At 48.8% G+C, this 23,118-nt stretch carries 18 protein-coding genes; 10 read left to right on the top strand and 8 right to left on the bottom strand.

Features of this window, described 5'->3' with window-relative positions; all coding sequences use genetic code 11:
- Positions 1 to 204: 204 nt before the first annotated feature.
- Positions 205 to 2,409, bottom strand: a complete 2,205-nt coding sequence (locus LHUE1_RS08560; RefSeq protein ID WP_390882696.1) for a DUF3800 domain-containing protein — start codon at positions 2,407 to 2,409, stop codon at positions 205 to 207.
- Positions 2,410 to 2,631: 222 nt separating this feature from the next.
- Here LHUE1_RS08560 and LHUE1_RS08555 point away from each other — a divergent pair, with 222 nt between their 5' ends.
- The 6 genes from LHUE1_RS08555 (at position 2,632) to LHUE1_RS08530 (ending at position 8,839) form a co-directional block, all read left to right on the top strand.
- Positions 2,632 to 4,023, top strand: coding sequence for an amino acid permease (locus tag LHUE1_RS08555; RefSeq protein ID WP_049170944.1), 1,392 nt, complete (start codon positions 2,632 to 2,634; stop codon positions 4,021 to 4,023).
- Positions 4,024 to 4,174: 151 nt separating this feature from the next.
- Positions 4,175 to 5,020, top strand: coding sequence for an aldo/keto reductase (locus LHUE1_RS08550; protein WP_049170941.1), 846 nt, complete (start codon positions 4,175 to 4,177; stop codon positions 5,018 to 5,020).
- Positions 5,021 to 5,138: 118 nt separating this feature from the next.
- Positions 5,139 to 5,762, top strand: a complete 624-nt coding sequence (locus LHUE1_RS08545; RefSeq protein WP_049170939.1) for an SDR family oxidoreductase — start codon at positions 5,139 to 5,141, stop codon at positions 5,760 to 5,762.
- Positions 5,763 to 6,204: 442 nt separating this feature from the next.
- Positions 6,205 to 7,692, top strand: coding sequence for a ribosomal protection-like ABC-F family protein (abc-f, locus tag LHUE1_RS08540; RefSeq protein WP_049170937.1), 1,488 nt, complete (start codon positions 6,205 to 6,207; stop codon positions 7,690 to 7,692).
- Between the two features lie 108 nt (positions 7,693 to 7,800).
- Entirely contained in the window at positions 7,801 to 8,241 is a 441-nt protein-coding gene (locus LHUE1_RS08535) for an OsmC family protein (RefSeq protein WP_025012766.1), read from the top strand.
- Positions 8,242 to 8,407: 166 nt separating this feature from the next.
- The gene (locus tag LHUE1_RS08530) at positions 8,408 to 8,839 is read left to right on the top strand and encodes a hypothetical protein (RefSeq protein ID WP_049170934.1); all 432 of its coding nucleotides are present in this window, start codon (positions 8,408 to 8,410) and stop codon (positions 8,837 to 8,839) included.
- Between the two features lie 253 nt (positions 8,840 to 9,092).
- Here the strand turns inward: LHUE1_RS08530 and LHUE1_RS08525 are convergent, their stop codons facing one another.
- Positions 9,093 to 9,293: a cold-shock protein gene (locus tag LHUE1_RS08525; protein WP_003563620.1), complete on the bottom strand. Its 201-nt coding sequence runs from the start codon at positions 9,291 to 9,293 to the stop codon at positions 9,093 to 9,095.
- 610 nt (positions 9,294 to 9,903) lie between these two features.
- On the opposite strand from LHUE1_RS08525, the gene lacA reads away from it, so the two are divergent.
- The 3 genes from lacA to LHUE1_RS08510 all read left to right on the top strand — a co-directional run bounded on the left by lacA (position 9,904) and on the right by LHUE1_RS08510 (position 11,482).
- The gene (gene lacA, locus LHUE1_RS08520) at positions 9,904 to 10,332 is read left to right on the top strand and encodes a galactose-6-phosphate isomerase subunit LacA (protein ID WP_049170931.1); all 429 of its coding nucleotides are present in this window, start codon (positions 9,904 to 9,906) and stop codon (positions 10,330 to 10,332) included.
- 26 nt (positions 10,333 to 10,358) lie between these two features.
- Complete coding sequence (gene lacB / locus LHUE1_RS08515) at positions 10,359 to 10,877, top strand: galactose-6-phosphate isomerase subunit LacB (RefSeq protein WP_049170929.1); 519 nt, start codon at positions 10,359 to 10,361, stop codon at positions 10,875 to 10,877.
- Positions 10,878 to 11,182: 305 nt separating this feature from the next.
- Positions 11,183 to 11,482, top strand: coding sequence for a helix-turn-helix domain-containing protein (locus LHUE1_RS08510; RefSeq protein ID WP_049170925.1), 300 nt, complete (start codon positions 11,183 to 11,185; stop codon positions 11,480 to 11,482).
- Between the two features lie 219 nt (positions 11,483 to 11,701).
- On the opposite strand, the gene gdhA is transcribed toward LHUE1_RS08510, so the two are convergent.
- Positions 11,702 to 13,045: an NADP-specific glutamate dehydrogenase gene (gene gdhA / locus LHUE1_RS08505; RefSeq protein WP_277848330.1), complete on the bottom strand. Its 1,344-nt coding sequence runs from the start codon at positions 13,043 to 13,045 to the stop codon at positions 11,702 to 11,704.
- A 385-nt stretch (positions 13,046 to 13,430) separates the two neighbouring features.
- Here gdhA and LHUE1_RS08500 point away from each other — a divergent pair, with 385 nt between their 5' ends.
- The gene (locus LHUE1_RS08500; protein WP_049170919.1) at positions 13,431 to 14,369 is read left to right on the top strand and encodes an L-lactate dehydrogenase; all 939 of its coding nucleotides are present in this window, start codon (positions 13,431 to 13,433) and stop codon (positions 14,367 to 14,369) included.
- 179 nt (positions 14,370 to 14,548) lie between these two features.
- Here LHUE1_RS08500 and rsgA read toward each other — a convergent pair whose 3' ends face one another.
- The 5 genes from rsgA to treC all read right to left on the bottom strand — a co-directional run bounded on the left by rsgA (position 14,549) and on the right by treC (position 23,087).
- Positions 14,549 to 15,601 (bottom strand): ribosome small subunit-dependent GTPase A, encoded by a 1,053-nt coding sequence (gene rsgA, locus LHUE1_RS08495; RefSeq protein WP_049170916.1) that lies wholly within the window; start codon positions 15,599 to 15,601, stop codon positions 14,549 to 14,551.
- Between the two features lie 443 nt (positions 15,602 to 16,044).
- The gene (locus tag LHUE1_RS08490) at positions 16,045 to 17,523 is read right to left on the bottom strand and encodes an APC family permease (RefSeq protein ID WP_025012772.1); all 1,479 of its coding nucleotides are present in this window, start codon (positions 17,521 to 17,523) and stop codon (positions 16,045 to 16,047) included.
- Between the two features lie 323 nt (positions 17,524 to 17,846).
- A complete protein-coding gene (gene sstT, locus LHUE1_RS08485; protein ID WP_049170913.1) occupies positions 17,847 to 19,139 on the bottom strand; it encodes a serine/threonine transporter SstT in 1,293 nt (430 codons plus the stop codon).
- A gap of 269 nt (positions 19,140 to 19,408) precedes the next feature.
- A complete protein-coding gene (locus LHUE1_RS08480) occupies positions 19,409 to 21,421 on the bottom strand; it encodes a glucose PTS transporter subunit IIA (RefSeq protein ID WP_277848331.1) in 2,013 nt (670 codons plus the stop codon).
- Between the two features lie 13 nt (positions 21,422 to 21,434).
- Entirely contained in the window at positions 21,435 to 23,087 is a 1,653-nt protein-coding gene (treC, locus tag LHUE1_RS08475) for an alpha,alpha-phosphotrehalase (protein WP_049170911.1), read from the bottom strand.
- Positions 23,088 to 23,118: the final 31 nt, after the last annotated feature.

Here is a 23,118-nt window from a genome sequence, read left to right as displayed (position 1 = left end):
AAACCTAATGAATGAGACTTGACTTCTGGTAGAAAATTGTTGTTGGTGGGGCGCCTTTTGCCCCGCCTACAACAAGGCCGAGCTTAGAGACTCTGCCGCTTTTGCAGAGGCTCTAAGTCGTGCCCACTCCTCTAGCTTCGCGTCGCCACCCCAGCTGGCCGGAGATTGCGTAGTTTGGCACGGCATAAAACTCCTAGCCTAACTTTAACGCTTAGCTTTTGAGTCAGAATCCAACGCCATTTCGAGTTCATCCGCAGCGGTCTTGGCAACACTTTCAATTTTCGCCAAAACTTTACCATACGGCTTCGGATCCTTATTGATATACCGCAACAGGCCAGCCATTCGTGCCGTCATGTCGTACCAACTCTGATTCGGCATGCCGGAAATCTGACCGACACGAGCATTAGGCAAAACATCGATCAACTGTTCCAAAGCATTTTTTACCACCGGCAACGCCCCACGAACCCGATCCGAGTCCGCATACGTGGCATCGAAAATCAGTTGCATAAATCGATCAGGCTGTGAGTGCTTCGACGGGGTTGCGGCCCGCTCTGCGCGAACGCCCATGACGACTTGCTGCAATCCAAGCAATGTCAGGCGCACAAGTTGATCATGCTGCGAAACACCAAGCTCAGGCATCGGATTAATTCCAATCAGGCTAAGTTCATCGTGACTCAAGCGCAAAGCTGCATTGGCAACAAAATCAGACAACTGCAAGCCAAGATGTTCACGCGAATCAGCAAACTCGAAGCGCACTTTGATCGGCCGCTCCAGTGACAACGTCAGATAGCGGCTGACAATATCGGCCCCCATCACGAGCTGATTGCCTTCCAGCTCGTTACGATGATCAATCATAATCACGATACTGTCAAAAGTGGTATCCACATCCCGCAGCACATGAATCGTTGCCCCGATATACGGATAGAGATATTCCATTGACGGCGCAAAATCAGGATAAGTCGTTTTGCGTGAAAAGACCGTGTACATCCCCATATGCTCATGTTGCGCTGCTTTAATTAACTGCGTCAGTGCATCGACTTGTTTGCCGCGTGCCTTGACTTCATCGCCGGGTTCCCAACCATACGGGTAAAGCGCATCCCGAAAACCGGCAAGACTTTCATCGTCACCTTCCGGGAAAACGGCTGCAATCCCCATATGCATCATCCGTGGATCCGGCCGCCGTTCTTCAAAACTTTCATCGATGAACAGCTGCAACTGCTTCCCGGTGACCAATGGTGCTTCAGTGTGCATGCCGTAACTGGCACGCTGATTCCGCTGACTGGTGGCGTTGGTCGCAGAGGTGTTGTTGCTCGTACTACTTGCGGTTGCACCATTTACACCATTGCGCTCATTTGACGAAGAGCGGATGACACTTGGCGTATGGGTTTCAACTTTATTGACCACAGCCGGCACATGTTGCTTGGTTGCGTCTTGACTGGTCATTGACTGCGAGGCACTGGTAGAAGCCGATTGCGTCATTGGCTGCCAGTTTTGCGGATCGGCATTAGCCGCAAACCGCTTCTGCTTAGGCCGCCCCGGATGTCGGGTGCTATTTGGCTTGTTACGATCGGTCCGCACATTACGCCGTTCGTTGCGAACCGGTTCACGTTCAGACTTGCCATTACGCCGGAACGTCTCAGTTTTACCGGTTGGCGTGTGCTGTTTAGTATGCCGCGCCGTTGTTTCGTGCCGTTCATCGCTTTCGGCCGGTTTCACCGAAGCCGCAGCAGACTGGCTGTTCGTTTGCGTCTGACGCTTCTTTGCTTCAGCCTGAGCCTCTTGTGTTGCCACATCCGGCTGCTGACGAATGGTAAAACGATGATTCCGGGTTGACGGCCGTTTGTTTGTTGTCGGCTGCTCGGTTGATGCTTCTGAGTTAGTTGCCTGGTTTTGATGCTGATTGTTTGTTCGGTTATTTTGGCGCGCTGTCACAGTTGCCCGATTGACCCGCGTTGTCGTCCGACGCTTTGGTTGGGCGCTTGCCGCATTTTCCTGCGCGTTAGCAGCCGATTGGGTCGTTGACTGGCTGTGATTGGTTGCCGATGCGCTTGTTGAGTTGGCTTGGCTGTGTGCCGGACGTCCAACGGTTCCGGTTGAAGTTCGCTTAGCTGCTGCTTTTGGCGTAGCTGGCGTCTTTGCAGCGGTCTTACGGGTTGCTACTTTAGCTGCTGGTTTCTTGGCAACAGTTTTTTTTGTCGTTTTGGAAGTAGCTGCACCTGCTGGCACTTTGCCTGATGCAATGATGCTCTCAATCTTAGCAGTCGTCTTGCGGCTGACTTTTTCACCACGCAAGGCTTTGCGTAACGTCGGCACGGATACGCCGATGGCAACGGATGTGGCGTTGGTGTTCAGTTGGTGCTTTGCCATATAAGCATTTAATGATGTTTTTAACTTATTATCTTTATCCAAAATATTTCCTCATATCCTACTTAAATTTAAATGATTCGGTACTAGTTTAACGCAAACGAGGACGAACGAACATGATTTGGAACAGCAAGCGTTATACTTACAAATGTAGTACATGCCGGTTTCAAAAATGTCTGCATTTTGCGTTCACCTGTTTGCGCAAACTAGACTTTTCTTGTATAGTCTTTTTCTGTATGCCACTAGATGAAAGAAATGGGGATCAACATGCAACGAAAACTTAGCGGACGCCATATGCAAATGATTGCGCTTGGCGGCACCATCGGCGTAGGCCTGTTCATGGGTGCCGGCGCAACGATTAAATGGACCGGGCCATCAGTTCTGATTGCGTATATTGTTGCCGGTCTTTTTCTCTATCTCATCATGCGGGCCTTGGGTGAGATGCTGTATGTCGATCCGGCAACCGGCTCGTTTGCCAAGTTTGCCAGCGAATACATGCACCCGCTTTTCGGCTATCTGACCGCCTGGAGTAATATTTTCCAATTTGTGGTCGTGGGCATGTCAGAAATGATTGCCATTGGTGAATATTTTAAATTCTGGTGGCCCGGGCTGCCGGGATGGCTTCCTGGGCTCGTAGCGATCACCTTCCTTGTTTTAGCCAATCTGATTTCGGTGCGAATGTTTGGTGAATTGGAGTTTTGGTTTGCACTCATCAAAGTTGTTACCATTATTTTGATGATCGTTGCCGGACTCGGCGTCATTTTATTCGGTCTTGGCAATGGCGGCCATCCCGTGGGTATCAGTAATCTGTGGACCCACGGCGGCTTCTTCACCGGCGGCTTTAAGGGTTTCTGCTTCGCCTTGTCAATTGTGCTCGGTTCTTACCAAGGCGTGGAACTCATTGGGATCACGGCAGGCGAAGCGGCTAATCCCAAGCCGACGATTGTTAAGGCGGTCAAAGATACAATTGGCCGAATCCTCATCTTCTACGTGGGCGCGATTTTCGTCATCGTGGCCATTTACCCGTGGGATCAGCTCAATACACTAGGATCACCGTTTGTGCAGACCTTCGCCAAAATCGGCATTACGTTTGCGGCATCCCTCATTAATTTCGTCGTGATCACGGCCGCCTTGTCTGGTTCGAATTCAGGCATCTATTCTGCCAGCCGGATGCTGTATACCTTGGCTGATGCCAAACAATTGCCGCGAATTTTCACCAAACTGAATCGTCATGGCGTGCCGTTTTACCCGGTCGTTTCCGTTGGCGCCGGCATTTTACTTGGCGTCATCTTAAACGCCTTATTGCCTTGTGTGGCCCCTGCCGCCAAGAATGTTTTCGTGCTGGTCTATAGCTCCAGCGTTTTACCAGGCATGGTGCCGTGGGTCGTCATTCTCGTCAGCGAAACGCGCTTCCGCAAGGTTCACGCCGATAAAATGCCTGACCATCCTTTTAAAATGCCATTCGCACCTTACAGCAATTATCTCACACTTATTTTCCTCGCGTTCGCTTTATTTTTCATGTTGCTCAATCCCGAAACCAGCATTTCGTTGTTAGTCGGTGTCATCTTCTTGACGCTCGTCTGCCTGCACTACTTTTTCCACTATCGCACCGGGGCGAAAAAACTTCCGCCAGCCGAGCATGATAACGATCATCGCTAAGAATTAGTGCGATTTAGGCAGTGAAAAATTTGCATTTTTTCACTTTTAAAAGAAGCCGCGTTCTCATCTTTTGTTCCATTTTTCCGATCATGTTTTTATTTCTTCACTAGTTTGTATAATGGACTTGTAGGAAGAAAGGAAGGTTGCTTTTATGAAAACGATCAATATTGGCGACGTCACGGTACCAATTGTGGGCATGGGTACTTGGTATCTAGGCGAAGGCAACGCTGCGCAGAGTGCTCGTGAAACCGAAGCCTTAAAATACGGGCTGGATCACGGCTTGAACGTGATTGATACTGCGGAAATGTACGGGAATGGCGCTGCGGAATCCCTGATCGGCGGTTTTCTGGGTGATTACAACCGGAGTGAGATTTATTTGATTTCCAAGTTCTACCCGTCCCATGCAGACAAAAAGCAAATGCGGACGGCGCTGACCAATAGCCTGTCCCGCCTTAAAACCGATTACCTCGATCTCTACTTGCTGCATTGGCGTGGGGCGACCCCGTTAGCAGAAACCCTGGAAGGCCTGCAGGAACTGAAAAAAGAAGGCCTGATTCGCCAATACGGTGTTTCCAATTTTGATGTTGACGACATGGATCAGCTCACGATGGAACCCGGTGGCGATCAAGTTGTCGCTAACGAAGTGTTATACAATTTGCAATCACGCGGCATTGAATATGACCTCCTACCACGCCAAAAGCAAGCCGGCATCACGACGATTGGCTACTCGCCTTATGGTTCCGGCAGTGGTAAGTCAATCAAGTTGACCCCGGAGCTCGTGGATCTGGCCAAAGCCAAGGGCGTTTCAACCCATCAGCTTATGCTGGCGTGGGTACTGCGTAATGGTGATGTGCTGTCGATCCCGCGTACCGGCGAAGCGAGCCACATGGCCGAAAATATCGCAGCTGCCGACGTTACATTTACGCCGGATGAACTAGCGCTGTTTGACCAAGCGTTCCCGGCACCGCGTCACCATATTCCGCTTGAAATAATTTAAACCTAGCACACTGCCGGTCTTGAGCGTCGCTTAGTCTAAAAAATTCGGCGAGCGCTTTCATGCCTCAATAAAAAACGTTATACTGATAACAACTATTTTCCAGGAAAGGACCTTTGTTGTGAAAATCTTTGTTGTCGGTGCCCATGGTCAGATTGGCCAGCTTTTGGTGCACAAACTATTGGATCGCGGCGATACCGTAACTGGCGGTTATCGCGATCCGCTCACCCAGACGCCTGATCCGCAGAAAAATTTTCGGGCAGTCGAACTTAATCTTGCATGGCCGGTCTCACGTTTGACTGAACTTTTTGCCGGCCACGATGCCGTTATCTTTGCTGCCGGGTCACGGGGAAAGGATTTGCTCGGCGTGGATCTCGACGGTGCAATTAAAACCATGAAAGCGGCCGAAGCCGATGATGTTGGCCGCTTCATCATGTTAAGCGCGTTAGACGCCGAGGATCCCGCAAGATGGCCGGAAGAGCTGCACGATTATTACATCGCCAAGTATTACGCTGATGAGTGGCTGATTCATAACACTGATCTGGACTATGTCATTGTCCAGCCAACCGCTCTCACCAACGATCCGGCGCAAGGCACCATCACGCTGCAACCGCAACGGCCATCGACCATTCCGCGAGCCGATGTCGCTGATGTCCTCGTCGCTGCTTTAGACAGCAACCGCCATCGCGAAACGATCAAAATCGCCAGTGGCAACACGCCAATCGCTGAAGCCGTTAAAAGTTGACGAACCGAATCAGCCGTGCTAATTTAAAAGCAACGTTAAACCGAAAGTGAGGTCTGTCCATTGAAGTAAGCCAATTGTTGAAAATGTCCAAGTCCTGTTCTCAGCAACGGGGTCAGTGCGGACTTTTTGACAATTGGGCTTGATCAATGGTGGATTCTCCGCTTATTTTGGTCAGCCCTAGATTCTTTTGGGGCTGTTTTTTTATGAGCGTGAAACGGCGCGCTCAGGAGCTGGAGTGTAAGTGGCCTTGGGCGTGATGCACTGACCAAGCTCCTTACACGCAAGCTTCTGCGCCGGTGAACGCGTTACGGAAAGTTGGGAATGAATTGCCAAGCGTTGTCAGTTACGATGTCGCTTCCCACCGCTGTAATCCCGAAAACTCAAAAAGTCAGCTGATCTTTCTTCTGATAGCACAGGCATATCCGCGAAAGGACGTGGCTGTATGTCAACGATTCAAATCAAACACCTTTATTTTGCCTATGACGGCCAGGCGCCACTTTTCAGCGATGCCGGGTTTAACCTCGATACTGGCTGGCACCTTGGCTTGGTTGGCCGTAATGGACGCGGTAAAACCACGTTGCTGCGGTTATTGCAGCAGCAACTGGATTACCGCGGAACGATTACGGTTCCCGTGCCTTTGCGCTATTTTCCGCAAGCGCTGGACGAGAGCCAACTGACACTTCACGCAGCACAAGCCTTTCAAGACGTGGCGCAATGGCAACTGGAACGCGAACTTAATTTGCTGCATGCCGACCCTGATATCTTGTGGCGGCCGTTTCGAGATCTATCTGGCGGTGAGCAAACCAAGGTCCGCCTCGCCTTGCTCTTCATCCAAGACGATGGCTTTGCACTCATTGACGAGCCGACGAATCACCTCGACTTGCGCAGTCGTCGCCAAGTCGCTGCCTACCTAAAACAAAAATCCGGCTTCATCGTGGTCAGTCACGACCGAGATTTTCTTGACGCCGTCACCGACCACACACTGGCTATCGAACGCCAGAAAATCACGCTTTACCAAGGTAACTACACCACCTTTACCACGGAAAAGCAGCGGCAGGATCAAACCGAACTCGCGCAAAATGCTCAGCTAAAAAATGAAATTAATCGATTGAAACAAACCGCCCATGACAAAAAAGTTTGGGCGGAAAACAAAGAACGCAGCGTTTACGGCAATCGCCACGAGAAAGATAGCGGGCACAATAATACCCGCGGCTTCATCAGCGCCCGGGCAGCAAGAACCATGAAAAAAAGCAAAAACCTGGAACACCGCATGGATAAGGAAATTGCGGCAAAAGAACAGTTGCTTAAAAATTTGGAGAAAGTCGATCCACTCACCATGGCGCCACAACCAACCCATCATCACCATTTGATTGTGGCCGAAAATGTTCAGGTCGGTTATGATCAGCCGCTTTTCCAACCAATTTCATTTACGTTGCAACCCGGCGACCGAGTGGCGATCGTCGGTGAAAACGGCAGCGGTAAATCAATGTTGATCCGTGCTTTGCTGGGCCATTTTACCGGCAATCAAACCGGGCTTCTGACCTTGGCGCCGGTTGCTTTGAGTCTGGTACGCCAGCAATACCCTGACAATCGCGGGTTACTGCCGGACTTTGCCGAAAAGCGGCACCTCAACCTCGAAATTTTGCTTAACAACTTGCGTAAGCTCGGGATGCCGCGCGCCGATTTTGCCACGCCGATCGAACACCTTAGTATGGGCCAGCAAAAGAAAGTCGAAGTTGCGCGTTCGCTTGCAACACCAGCCTCCTTGTATATTTGGGACGAGCCGCTCAATTATCTGGACACTTATAATCAAGACCAGATCATGGCCGCGATCACCCGTTATCAACCAACGATGCTGTTTGTGGAACACGATGAGCATTTTATCAATAAAATTGCCACGAAAGTTGTCCGCCTGACGCCACTAACCTAATCAGAAACGGAGCCGCCCGGCATGATATCCGAGACACATTGCCCGCAAATTAAGCGGTTCCATGGTATACTCACGGTGAAAGCTTCAAAACAAGAAAGGATGGATAGCATGGCAGAACGATCTTTGTATCATACCTATGTCCGCAACGAAAATGGTTTAGTCGGTGAAAGTTATGTCGAAGGCAATCAAGGGTTAGCTCTTGGTGTTTCCAGTTCGCTTCTGGACGCTCCTGGTACCAATCCAGAGCAATTTATTGCATTTGCCCTGTCCACTTGTTTCAACGCAACGATTCGCATCGTCCAGCATCGTGAAGGTACTGCAGAAGATTCGCAACTACGCACCCGGGTGGACATTGAGCGCGACAAAATCGGCTACAAGTTCATTGTCGACGCGCAAATTCTCATGCCAAGTCACACACGCGAAGAAGCGCAAAAAATTGTGACCCAGGCATTAGATGAGTGCCCAGTCGCTAAACTGTTAAAAGAAAACGAAAATGTCAGCTTCCGAATTGTTGACGAGTTCACCGATGAGCCGACGTTAGGTGAATAATGAGCGGTAACGGTTGTTCCTCGTCTACATTCGCTTAAGCAAAAAAGTACGCCGAATCTTCCGAGACTTCTGGCGTACTTTTTTTATTTTTCCGTCAAGAATCCTGTATCTCAAAACCTTAATCCACCGTGCGCGTTACACTTGACCATAAGTGGAGATGGTAAGGATGATCAAGCAAGGCAACGGACAAACAACGCATCATTTAGGATTGGTGCTTTGTATGTGGTTAGGCAGCATCGCTTTTCTGGCGACTGGCGTCTGGGCCACCATTTTATTAGTGCTCACGTCCCGAATCACGGCTGCACTCATCATCACCTTGATCGGCGGGTGGGTGACGCTTGCCGGTATCTTCGCCTGCGTTGTCACCCTATGGCAATTAGTCCGGGCACCGCAAGCGGCTCGTCATTTGGTCCGGCGGTTGCAGTGGCTTCTCGGCGTGATCACGATTATTGTGGCCGTCATCAGTCTGTCGCTTTCTTATGCGTGGGCGAAAAGTGGCGATGCTCCAGGGATTATTTTCATTGGTTTGTTTTTTGCGGCAATGCCTTTTGCTTGCTGGGTTTTGACGAGTGTGTGGCGGTTGACGTTGGAGCGGTGAGTTTGTGTCATGGAGCTTTGAGTAAGGCGCAGGGTTTTCTATTGGTGGCAATGGCATTTTATTGACTGTTGCGTTCTATAACGCGTTCACCAGCGCAGAAGCCTACGTGTAAGGACCTTGGTCGCAATGGCAAAGACCGCCATCACGCCCAAGACCACTTACACTCCGGCTTCTAACCGCGCTGGTTCACGCTCACAAAAAAAGACCCACCCAGTTTCCCGAGCGGATCTCTTTTTTAACGAACCAAGAAGAATTAAAGCTTGGTAACGTTAGCAGCCTGAGGGCCACGATCAGATTGTTCTACATCGTAGGAAACAGCCTGACCTTCGTCAAGACTCTTGTAGCCTTCGCCGTTGATGGCGCTGAAATGTACAAAGACGTCTTGGCCGTCTTCACCAGTGATGAAGCCGTAACCCTTATCAGCGTTGAACCATTTAACTGTACCTTTTTGCATGAAAGTGAATCTCCTTTTCAAAACTAACAACAACAGACAACCGTAATCCTAAAAAGGAAATTCATGTTACATGATGTTTCCCGTTCAAGTATTACCATGAATAGACTATAACACGTCCGGCAAAAAAAAACTAATTTTTTTTGCAAATTAACCGCAATTAATTTGCTGAAAGCGCTCACTTACAAGAAAATTAGGCTTGTCAGCACAGCGATTAGCCTAGACCAATGCGCATAGCAACTTGATTTTATTAGTTGGCAAATTACCGATCACTCTGATGACAATGTTTTACCCAGTAAACGAATCAAACCACATCACACTTTTACGTGTAGCCCAATTCAATTTTTCCATCAACTTAAGACGTGCTAAAACTTCCTCTTCTAACTAGAAACTGTATTTTAGGCCTTTACACTAAAAAGATTCGATGCTACATTGTGGTTGACGAATGAAACATAAGTGAACACACAGAAACAAATATAAACATTCCGCAAAAAATTGCTTGTAACTTTTTTCTTCGGGTGCTCTCCCCCACTGACTTTCTTCAAAACGATCAGCTTGCCCCGCCAGTATCTGAGTCACAAATGCTATTCATTAAAACAAAGGAGTGACAATTTTGGATGTTGTGATTGGTGCTGATCAAGACGGTTTTGCCATGAAGGAACAGGTCAAGGACTATCTCAAGCAGCGCGACTACCATGTCATTGATGTAACGCCGCAACCAGCGAAGAACTTTGTCGAGTCTGCTTTGGCTGTGACCAAAGAAGTGATGGCAGGTAAGGCGCATAAAGGCTTGATGTTTGACCGTTACGGCGTTGGCTCAACAATGGCTTCTACCAAAGTCAAGGGTATGGTCGCAACCAATGTCGGTGACGAAACCGCTGCGCATCAAACTGCTGAACATAATGGTGCCAAAGCCATTGCGATCGGTACTGGACTTATCGGCCTAGATCGGGCGCTTGGCCTGATTCAACGTTACCTGGACGCGGAATACGTTGACGGCCGCCACCAAGTTCGGCTCGATATGCTCGCGAAAATGATCTAACTCTGGAAGAAAGGAAGTCTGACCCCATGATTATTTCTTTAGGTAATGATCATATTGTGACTTACATGAAGATTAAGATCTCGAATTTTTTAAAGCATGCTGGCTATCAAGTTATTGATGAAGGCACCTACGACACCGTCCGGACGCACTATCCAATTTATGGCAAGAAGGTTGCTGAAGATGTCGCCGATGGTCGTGCTGATCTAGGGATCGTTCTGTGTGGCGATGGCAGCGGCATTACCATGGCCGCCAATAAAAACGAAGGTATTCGCGCTGCCATGGTGAACGACGCCGCAGCAGCCAAATATGCTCGCGAACAATTAAATGCGAACGTATTGGGCTTCGGCGGTGCCAGCATTGGTGAACATCTGGCATACGATATCATCAAGGCCTATCTGGATGCCACCTACAGAGAAACGCCGGAAAATGCGGAACTGATCAAAGAAATTGACCACATTGCCAAACCAAACCCTGATCAAAAAGATAATCCGCACTTTTTTGATGAAGAAAACGAAAAATGGGCCGAGGGCGTCTATCACGATTAGTCGCGTCTAGGTTGCCATCGAATTAACCAATATGGTGGTTTAGTTGTCACCGTAGCAAAAAGGCTCGAAATTCCGAGCCTTTTTTTGATGCCGTCATCTCTTTCTAGGAATTTGTCATTGTGGCTTCATCGTGCGTCGTGCTTAAGCATCGCAAAATGGATAATATGAGTCGACACATACCATAAAATCGTATACTATAAAAACGTAGCAACGTAGAGTAATGGCGTTGATTTCATGATCCGCCTTATTTCTGCAAGCAGCAGCGTTGAAAAAAGTTGTTCAACGTCTCAAAAAAGGTGAATAACATGACTAAAAGTACACTCGAAAAAAGTGTTGAAGAGCTCAATCAGCTATTAGACGGAAATGATCCTGGCGTTGAACGGCATGAGCGACATCTACCAACACCGCCTGAGTTTACCGGCGAAGAAATCAAGAAAATTCGGCAGCAAATCCCGGCAACGCAACTCGTCTTCGCCCAAATTATGGCGGCTTCTCCTCGTACCGTTCAGGCTTGGGAAACGAACCGCAGTAAACCAAATGGGCCAGCTCGTCGGCTCATGCAACTGATTGAACTTGATCCGTCAGTGGCGCGGCTTTTGATGTAGAAAAAGAACAGGGTTTGATGCCAAGTACCGTTTTATAGACGGCTGCTCTGTTGATAATTTTTTGACTCACGCTCACATATAAAACAAACGGCGATCAGATAACCTCATAATTATCCGACCGCCGTTGTTTTCGTGCTTTTGATCTCGTCAATGGAGAGGCATGCGGAAACTCAGCGCTTTAAATCCACTATTTCACCTCTTGTCATCGTAACGAATTGCCTACATCCCTTGCGCATACATAGCATCTGCCACTTTCAGGAAACCGGCGATGTTCGCTCCCGCTTCGTAGTTACCGGGCATGCCGTATTCGTCAGCAGCATCGGCACTCGCCTTAAAAATGTGTTGCATGATTTCATGCAGTTGGCTATCGACTTTTTCAAAACTGTCACTTTCGCGGCGGGAGTTTTGACCCATTTCCAGCGCTGAAACAGCGACGCCCCCTGCATTGGCAGCTTTTGCCGGCCCGTATAAAATTCCAGCGTTTGCATAGGCAGCGATCGCGTCCGGATTGCTCGGCATATTGGCGCCTTCAGCAACCGCAATCACGCCAGCTGCCTTAAACCGCGCCGCCTGTTGACCATCAATTTCGTTTTGCGTGGCGCAAGGCAATGCCAGATCAAACTTAAGATCGGTGGCATCCCAGACTGAACCTTCATGATATTCGGCTCCAGCCACTCGATCCGCATAAGCTTTAATACGACCGCGTTCGACTTCCTTGATCTGCTTGACCACCGCAACATCAATCCCGTTTTCATCAACCACATAACCATTCGAATCGGAAACGGTAAGCACCTTGACACCCAGTGCTTCAGCTTTCTCAGCAGCATGAACCGCGACGTTGCCGGCACCGGAAATGACCGCACGCTTGCCAGTTAGCGTTTCCCCGTTGGCTTTCAATAATTCATCGGTGTAGTAAATCAAACCATAGCCAGTCGCTTCCGTACGCGCCAACGAACCACCATAACTGAGCCCTTTACCGGTTAAAACGCCACGTTGCGCCCCTTTTAACCGTTTGTATTGACCGTATAGATACCCAATCTCGCGGGCACCGACACCAATGTCCCCAGCCGGCACATCCAAATCCGGCCCGATATACTTACTCAGTTCGGTCATGAAACTTTGACAAAAACGCATTACTTCGGCATCCGACTTCCCTTTCGGATCAAAATCGGAACCACCTTTGGCTCCCCCGATCGGCAAAGTGGTCAGACTGTTTTTGAAGATCTGTTCAAAGCCTAAAAACTTCACAATACTAAGATTGACGGAAGGATGTAGTCGCAGGCCGCCTTTGTAAGGACCAATCGCTGAATTAAACTGAACGCGAAATCCGCGATTGACTTGAATATTTCCTTGGTCATCCTGCCACGGAACGGCAAATTGAATCGCCCGCTCCGGTTCAACCAATTGTCCAAGAATATTGGCCTTCACATACTCCGGATGCTTCTCAAACACCGGCGTAATCGTGTTTAAAAGCGTTGAGGCCGCCTCAAAAAATTCCGGTTGGTTAGGATCACGTTGCTTAAGCGTTGCAAGCACTGACTGCACATAAGATGCTGCTGACATGGGAAACCACCTTTCTCAAAAAACGTAACGGACGTTGTTTTAAGGTTAACAGAAAAATGGCAAAATGATAAGAATTTTTTGAGCGTGAGCCAGCCCGGTTAGAAACCGGAGCATAAGTGGCCTCAAGTAGGAATGGCTGGGCTTTGGTCATTCCTACTTGAGGTCCTTATGTGCAGGTTTCTGGGCTGGCGAACGTGTTACCGCGCGAGCGCGAACTAATTTTCAACTCATCAATCACGTTTATCAAGTTATCGCAACTGTCATCTGTTACAATGAAATCGGATACATGAAAAACAGCTGACCATGACCATTGTTGGGTGACGGTCATTGTTCAGCTTCGGATAGCTACGTTGGTGTCAATATCATTATGAGGAGGAATTTTGGAATGCAAAATCGCGGCAATATTATTTTGATTGGTGACGGCGCCATTGGGTCAAGTTACGCGTTTAACTGTCTCACAACCGGTGTCGGCCAGAGTCTGGGCATCATCGATGTTAATGAAAAACGGGTACAAGGCGACGTCGAAGATCTTTCGGACGCACTGCCTTACACATCGCAAAAGAATATTTATGCGGCTAGTTATGAAGACTGCAAATATGCCGACATTATTGTGATTACTGCGGGGATCGCGCAAAAGCCGGGACAGACACGACTTGAGTTGCTAGCGATTAACGCCAAGATTATGAAAGAAATCACCCACAATATCATGGCAAGCGGCTTCAATGGTTTCATTTTGGTGGCTTCCAACCCGGTTGATGTGCTGGCAGAATTGGTTTTGCAGGAATCCGGTTTACCGCGCAATCAAGTACTCGGCTCCGGCACCGCGTTGGATTCGGCGCGACTACGAGCAGAAATCGGCTTGCGCTACAACATCGATGCCCGCATCGTTCACGGCTATATCATGGGCGAACACGGTGATTCTGAATTTCCGGTTTGGGATTACACCAATATTGGTGGCAAGCCAATTCTTGACTGGATTCCTAAGAATCGTCAGGAAAGCGACCTTGCCGAAATCAGTGAGCGCGTGAAAACTGCGGCTTACGGGATCATCGAAAAGAAAGGCGCCACCTTCTACGGCATTGCTGCTTCGCTGACCCGGTTAACCAGTGCCTTCTTAAATGACGACCGCGCAGCATTTGCTATGTCCGTTCATCTCGAAGGTGAGTATGGCTTAAGCGGCGTTTCGATCGGTGTTCCTGTCATTCTTGGCGCCAACGGTTTGGAGCGCATTATCGAACTTGATCTGAATGCCGAAGATCATAAGCGCCTAGCAGATTCTGCGGCGATTTTAAAAGAGAATCTCCAGAAGGCTCAGGAAGCTTAGTAACCACTCATAAATCAACGCAAATTAAAAACGCTCACAAAGACAAAATCTTTGCGGGCGTTTTTAATGAAACTTCCGAAGCTTTTGGCGTTACTTTGAACTCCCATCACAGCCTGTTTCCAAGTTGTCCGATAGGTGTCAACCACCGATCTGCTCAATGAACTAAATCAAGCACAACGTTAGCGTTTCTTGACACTTCTTCTGAATTTTTTCAATTGATTTTTGCTACCAAACATTCGCTTAACTTTTGCATTTTCTCTTTCTCTGCCACGTAAGTCATTATGCTCAGATTTCTCTTGTTGAAGCGAAAGATAACTAGCTACTCTGATTGCCGATAGCTTGCCTTCTGCAACTGCTTGTTGGACCGCACATCCAGGCTCCTTTTGATGAGAACAGTCGTTAAACCGGCAGTGCTTAGATAACTCCTGAATATCGGCAAATGCTGATTCAACATCGGCGTCCAGTAGCCCGAGTTCTCGCATTCCTGGAGTATCGATCACGATACTCCCGTTTGGCAGCAACATTAATTGCCGAGAAGTTGTCGTGTGTCTCCCGTGAGCGTCACTTTGGCGCACTGCGTTAGTTTCTAATTTCTGACTACCAAGTAAGTGATTGATCAGCGTTGTCTTCCCAACACCTGACGATCCGAGAAAAGCATAGGTTTCCCTTGGTTCCATAAACGCTCTCAGCTCAGATAGACCATCAGGGGTGGTTGCATCACAGACAATGATCCGGTGAGCCCCACTAATTTCCGATATCGCCGTTAATTGGTCTTCAAACCCAATTGACTTGTCGGCTTTCGTCAAAACAATTGCAAAATGAGCGCCTGATGCCGCGGCAACGGCTAGATACCGCTCCATTCTGCGAACGTTGAAGTTACCGTCTAACGCCATACATAAAAATAACCAGTCAACATTAGCTGCGACCAGCTGAGCGTCTGATTTTCTTCCGGCTGATTTTCTTAAAAAGACGGTCTTTCTCTCGTTCAAACGCTCAATAATCGCCACATCTTCACTATTATCAGGGAGTCTGACTTGGACCCAATCACCAACTGTTGGAAAATCTTCCGGTGCGATGGCCATGTTGGCAAGCCGTCCGGCAACTTGAGCGCTATATCTCCCACTATCGGTGACGATTGTGTATCTTAAATGACTTGTGGTTATCACACGGGCTAAGGTCAAGCCGCGTTCAGGTTGGGTGGTTTGTTGTGAACCATAACTGCTAAGTGTCAAATTAAATGTCCTCCTAAAAACGCGGAGAACTAGCGTGCGTAGTCCTCCTGTGACGTAGCAACGCTGATGACAATATCCATCATAAAATTTGTCCTTTCTGTGTGGCAATTTACTTGCCAATTCTCTGACAGCTTAACAAAATTGCTTCCCAGACTCAACTGCCATTAAAGACTACACGGGGGAAAAATTATCGTTGAAATTAAGCGGATGGGATGTCAAATCTAAGCTAGCTTATTGATCAGTACTAGCTTGTGAGCACAGATAGCAGCAATGAAAAACCAGGTCTTTGCTCCTGCGAAAATCTCCCTTTGATCCACTCCGATACTATAATTTTCAGTGATCTAAAAACTCAAAAATTGAAATGCCTGGGATGATATCAAAAAAGCTTCGGAGAAAGTCATTTCCGAAGCTTCTTGTTAATTTAGACCGTGTCTTTAAACCACTCAGTCTTCTTTTGACTGCTCCAATGCTTCGGTTTCCTGCTCAACAACCGACCCTTTTGTCAGTGCTGAATGCCGCATGCCATACAAGAAGTAGATGGCGCATCCGATCAGGAACCAGACGCCAGAGTACATTTTGGCTTGAATGTCCAGACCCAGGAAAACCACCAGCGAGCCGAGGAAAGCTACGGCTGGCAATACCGGATACAACGGCATTTGGAAGCGTGGCTTGGCGATGTCCTTGCCTTCACGCGGACGGAGGCGATAAATGCCAAGCGTGACGAACATGAAGGCAATCAGCGTGCCGGCGGAAATCAGTTGTGCCAGGAACGCAAATGGGAAGAATGCCCCGATAATGACACCGATCGTGATTAAGACTGCCAAGGCAATGTTCGGCAACTTGCGGCTGTTCAACTTGCCCAAACCGTGCGGCAACATGCCGTCGCGGCCAAAGCTGTAAAGTAACCGGGATCCCGCCATGGCCATGCCGATTAAGGCCGTGAACATCCCCAACACCGCAATGCTTTCGACCACCGTCGCGACCACCGCATGACCGGAGTGCCGAAGCGCCCAGCCAACCGGTTCGGCGTTGTTGGCGTAATCCTGATACGGGAACATACCCAACAAAACGAGGCCGACCGAGACAAACAGGAAAACCGCAATTAACAGCGAGCCAAGAATCCCCCGCGGCATCGTTTTCTCCGGATCGATCGCTTCAGCCGAATTCGCGGCAATCGAATCAAACCCGATATAGGCCAGGAAAATCATGGAAACGCCGGCGTAAATGCCTTGCCAGCCCCCAAAAGGTGTTCCATCAGCATTCAGGTGATACTTCGGGAAGAATGGATGAAAGTTTTCCGGATGAATCGCGGTCAAGCCGACTACAAGGAACAGCAAAATTGCCAAAACCTTCATGACCACTAAAATGTTTTCGACCCGCGCAGCACTTGAAACGCCGCGTGACAGCAAAACGCCAACCATCAACATCACCACCACGGCGACCAGATCGACAACCCCGCCGTCAGTGCCAAACGGATTGGCCAACGCCGCCGGAAAATTCAGGCCGATCGTCGCCAGCAAGCCGCGAAAATTGGCGGATAACCCTGAAGCAACGAACGCAACGGCAATAAAGTACTCGGCCAACAAAGCCCAGCCGGCAATCCAGCCGAAGAACTCGCCGAACACCACATTAATCCACGAATAAGCCGAGCCAGCAAACGGCATCGCGGCCGACATTTCCGCGTACGCAAACGCCACCAACCCTGCTACAATCGCAGCGACTAAAAAGGAAATCGAGACTGCGGGACCAGCATGTTTGGCTGCAACCACCCCTGGTAACGTGAAAATAGACGCCGACACAATGGTCCCGACCCCTAAAGCGAGAAAGTCACGTACCCGCAACACCCGCGGCAGATGCGAATCTTTATCTTCGTAAACACTTGGATCCTCTTTTCGAAACAGTCGTTGCCACACTTTGCCCATCGGTACCTCCATTAAACAGTTAATGCTGTCTTTTCAATGTGTTAATAAAAAATCCATGAAAACTAGGTTAGCACATTTTAGCAAAGCTGGAAAGCGCTGTGTTTTTAATGACATCAGTTATCATAGGAAAAATAACCTTACAATTTTTTAAGCTAGACAATTTGCTTGTTAAATCAACATTTCACAGCTAAAAAATGCACCAACTTTAAAAGGCAAAAACTGCCCAAGCGACTTCTTTCGTCTCTTGGGCAGTTTTCATTAGTTTATTAAGTGACTAAGTTGATACGTGGCACCGTGCATCAAACCGGAAGTACAGAAGCAAATTAAATCTGTTCGCCCTCTTCTTCAACTGGCTTAGCAGCTTTAGCTTTCACTTTACCCGCGGCTCTAACCGCCGCGCGCATATCGATCGGGTGGCCGTCACGGCGATCATCGGCATACTCGGCAGTGGCGGTAAACAACAGATCAGAAGCCGAATTAACCGCCGTTTCCACAGAGTCCTGAACAACCCCGATGATGAAGCCGATACCGACCACCTGCATCGCGATGTCATTGGAGATGCCAAACAGCGATGCCGCCATTGGAATTAATAACAGCGACCCACCGGCAATTCCCGACACCCCGGTTGCCGAAATGGCTGACAGGAAGCACAGTAGCAACGCTAGGAAAATGCTGACGTGCACGCCCATAGTGTTGGCAGTTGCCAGCGTCATAATCGACACCGTGATCGCAGCACCACCGGAGTTAGCCGAACCGCCTAGCGGAATCGAAATCGCATAGCTTTCTTTGTTCAAGCCTAAGTCTTCGCAAGCTTGTAAATTGATCGGAATATTCACCGCGCCACTACGCGTAAAGAACGCCGGAATGCCGCTGACTTTTAACGTCCAAAACGTCAACGGATAAGGGTTCTGATGAGTTAGCAGCCATACCATAAATGGATACACGATCAGATAGACAAATACCATCGTTGCGACCAACAAGATGAGCAACTGCCCATACGCCATGACGCCTTTAACACCTGTCTTACTCAGTGATTCATGCAGCAAACCGACAATCCCGAACGGTGCAAACTGGATCACCGTTTGGGCCACGCTGCTGACGGTTTCTGCAAACTCGGTCACCGCTTTTTTGGTTGTGCCACTCGCCAAACGCAACCCCGCCCCAATCAGCAATGACCAAAACAGAATCGCCAGGTAATTGCCTTCAACCAGCGCAGAAATCGGATTAGCCACTGCATTGGTCAGCAAGTCGGAAACAACCGTGCCTAAGTCCTTCGGTGCACTTTCGGCAATTTTCATCGCACCCGGCAACACAAGCTTGATCGGGAAAAGATAAGAAACCGCGACCGCCGCAATGGACGAAAGCAACGTGGCACTTAAGTAAAGCACAATCACGGTGCCAAAGTGGTTCTTCGAGCCGGATCGGTATTTTGAAATTGCCGACATAATCAGCAGAAATACCAGTAATGGCGCGATTGCTTTTAACGCCCCAACAAATAACTTCCCTAAAATATCGATAAAGGACCAGGAGGGTACCAATACCCCTAACACTGCCCCAACAACGATTCCGATGACAATTTTCAGAATCAGCGACACATCTTTGTACCGTTTATACATATCTGGCCCTCCTCCATGAAAAATTAGTGTTTAATGAGAACACTTTTTAGTGTGCCCTAATTCTGCCGCAACTGCAAGTTATTTTTATCGAAATTGGCACAAATTTTTGTGGCGTTTCTCCAATCATGATCGGCCTCGCTTTTTTGCCAAGCAAAAACACCGATGCCCAACGACATCGGTGTTTTAACTACTAGACTTCTAGACTTTGATTCTTCGCCAAAATGACACGATTATCATTTTGAACCACTTTTCAGTGAAGCCTTAACTCATTATTCAACTGTCTTTCCTAAGCGCTTCTTCTTAGGTGCTGCCTTAGCCGCATTGGCATCGGCATCTTTATAACCGAAGAAGTAAACCAAGAGAAAGGCGGCAACCAAGGTCACAACCGAAGCAATCCAGAATCCGGCAAAGTTGCCTGGATTGTGTGCCCAACCCGGAGCAGCAAATGATGGAAAACCAATGAAGCTGCCAGTGAATCCGTACATCGAAACACCTAACAGGCCATTGACAACGCCACCGATTGCGGCACCGATACTAGCAAAGACGAAGACCCGGCCATACTTCAAGTTAACACCATACATCGCAGGTTCGGTGATGCCGCAGCATGCGCTGATGAACGCGGAAATAGACAAACCTTTCAGTGCTGGGTTGTGCTTGGTCTTAACCCAGACAGCCAACGCGCCGGCACCTTGGGCAATCATAGAAATGGAGACGATGCCGTTAAGCACGGACTCTGGGTGTGCCGAAGACAATTGTGCGGTAATAACCGGGATAACCGCCCAGTGCAATCCGAAGATAACCAGAACCTGATACAGACCGGCAATAATGGCGTCGGAAATCATTGGCGTCAAGCTGAGTAATGCCTGAATCCCGGATGTGATCGCACCAGACAGCACCGTGATCAGTGGACCGACAACCAAGACAACCGTCATGCCGACTAAGAAGATTTCAACCAGCGGCGTGAAAATCATCCGCAGAACCAGCGGCATCCAGCTCTTGATCCACGGTTCAAGCTTGGCTGCCATCCATGCCGCAAAAATCATCGGGAAAATCGAATACGTGTAATTCGCAATGTGGACAGGTAAGCCGAAGAAACTGGCATTGACCCCCATGCCCAGTAACGTACCACTAACTTTACCGGCCGTTGCAATCTTAGCAATTGATGGATAAATCAGGAACGCACCGATAATGCCAACGATAACCGGATCCGAACCGAGTTTTTGCGCGGCCGTGAAACCGACGATCACAGGCAGGAAGTAAAAGGCTGCATCGCCCATCGCATTAATAATCACGTATGTCGGATCCGTTGTTGAAAGATGGAACCAGGTAGTCATAATGTTGAGAACACCTTTGAGCATCCCACTGGCGGCCAACAGTCCGATAACCGGAATCATGGATCCGGTTATCGTCCCGATCAACGCCTGGGTCCAACGTTTGATTGTGCCCCAGAAGCTGGTATCTTTAGCCTCTGCTTGGGTTTTTTTAATGGCTTCCGCAGTACCTTCAGCATTAGAGTAGCCGGGGCCTAACTGTTTAATGACTTCATCATAAACGTCAGTGACGGCTTGCCCAATGACCACTTGATACTGGCCGTTTGCTCGGGCAACATCAATGACGCCCGGAATGTTGCGTACTGTGTCATCGTCCGGCTTTTGTTCATCTTTCAGATAAAACCGCAACCGGGTGATACAGTGAATCAAACTATTGACGTTCTGCGCCCCGCCGACATCGGCAATAATCTGGCGGGCAGTCGCCGCATACTTGCTTTCCTTCTTATTTGGCGTGGCCGCGGTTGTTGATGTAGCCGCCGCTGCCTTAGGTGTCATCACGGCAACTTCTTCACCAACCTTAACTTCGCCCGGGGTGACATCAAGATGATCAACCACGTCATTGGTATTGGTAATCGCAACAATGACCGTGGTCTTTTTGCCGGCTTTCTTGATTGCATCCAAATCCATGGAGCCAATCACGTCGCCGGCTTTGACTTTGGCATCCATTGCCGTATCGATTTCAAACGGTGCACCTTTCAACTCAACCGTATCAATGCCCAAGTGAATCAACAACTCGGCGCCGTCATCGGCTTTAATCCCGATTGCATGCTTGGTATCGGCAATCATCATGATGCGTCCGTCAACCGGCGCAGCAATCTGACCATCCGATGGTTCAATGCCAAAGCCATCACCCATCATTTTCTGTGAAAAGACCGGATCGGAGACGTCTGTAATCGCCATGGCAAGCCCTGAAACAGGCGCCAAAATGTGTAGCTTCTTTTCATCAGCCATTTTTGGTTCCTCCTTAATTCTCTTCCGATGTCAACAATGCAATCGTCGCGTACGGCGGCAATGTCATCGTTGCAGTTGGTATTAATCCTGATTCGTTGGTAATAAGCACTTTTGCGGATTGGAATCGATTTGGCAGCGGTACTGTGATCGCCTTGTCACTGAAGTTATTCAGGACCAGCAGGTGATCCGCACCAGCAACCCGTTCATAGGCATACAAGCGATCAATGTCGGTTCCAAACGGTTCATAACTGCCGTCACTAATCACGTCGTATTCTTTCCGCAACGCAATCAGCTTTTGATAAAATTCGAAAATTTCACCGTGCGCCAACTCATCTTTGACGTTGATGTCTTTTTGATTCGTCGGCCGCAACCAAGGCGTGCCGGTGGTAAAACCGGCATTCGCCGAATCATCCCACTGCATCGGCGTCCGACTGTTATCGCGGGCCTTCGCCAAAATGATGGCAAACGCCTCTTTTTCCGACTTACCTTCCTTGAGCAATGCCTTGTAAGCATTCTTGGCTTCGATATCCACATAATCAGCCATTGAATGGTAGTGCGGATCGGTCATGCCGATTTCCTCACCCATATAGATATATGGAGTGCCGCGACTGAGATGAATCGCCGCAGCAAGCATTTCGGCACTTTTAACCCGATACTTGTCAACGTTGCCAAAACGATTGAGTGCTCGTGGCTGATCGTGGTTATTCCAGAACAGCGCCTGCCAGCCGCCACCTTGATCCAACTGTTGACCCCAGGTATGCAAAATGTCCCGCAATGCATTGAAGTCATACGGTTCTTTCGTCCACTTTTCACCGTTCTTGTAATCCGTCTTCAAGTGGTGGAACTGAAAGACCATGGATAACTCATGATTTTCCGGCTTCGTGTAGGCGATTGAGTTCTTAACAGTTGTCGAACTCATTTCGCCCACCGTGACGCTGTTAGGGTCTTGGCGGAAGCTGTTAGCAGCCAATTCCTTCAAATAGTCCTGAACGATCGGCGTATCCGTGTACAGCGTTTTGCTGGCAACCTCTGGCGGTGCATCGACCAGTTTTTCTGCCTTGCCGATCACGTTCAACACGTCGAACCGGAACCCGTGGACACCCTTGGCACGCCAAAAGTTAATAATCGCTGCGGCTTCTTGCCGAACCGCTGGATTGTGCCAATCCAAATCAGCTTGGCGGCGTTCATATAAATGCAGATAATAATTGCCGGTGTCGCCAAACGGTGCCCACGCCGGCCCGCCGAATTTGCTTTCCCAGTTAGTCGGCAAGCTGCCATCCGGCTTTGGCGGGCGAATATAATAATAGGCCTGATAATGCTTGTCGCCAGCCAATGCCTTCTGGAACCATTCATGTTCCGTGCTGGTATGATTCAACACCATGTCCAACATGATATCGATACCAGCTTCTTTGAGTTTCTTAGCCAATTCGTCAAAATCCGCCATCGTACCGAACCGCGGATCAATGTTGCGATAATCGGCAACATCATAACCGTTATCGTATTGTGGTGACACGAAAAATGGATTGAACCAGATCATGTCGACGTGCAATGACTTAAGATAATCAATCTTGTCAATAATGCCACGCAAATCGCCGACCCCGTCGCCATTGCTGTCATAAAATGACTTGGGATACAGCTGATAAATGACTTTCTTATGAAATCCCATCATGCACCTCCTTAATCTTCACCTTTAACTG

The sequence above is a fragment of the Lacticaseibacillus huelsenbergensis genome (assembly GCF_029726355.1).
Lineage (GTDB): Bacteria > Bacillota > Bacilli > Lactobacillales > Lactobacillaceae > Lacticaseibacillus > Lacticaseibacillus casei.
The sequence above is the reverse complement of the archived record's forward strand: the minus strand, read 5'-3'. Positions and strand labels throughout refer to the sequence as shown.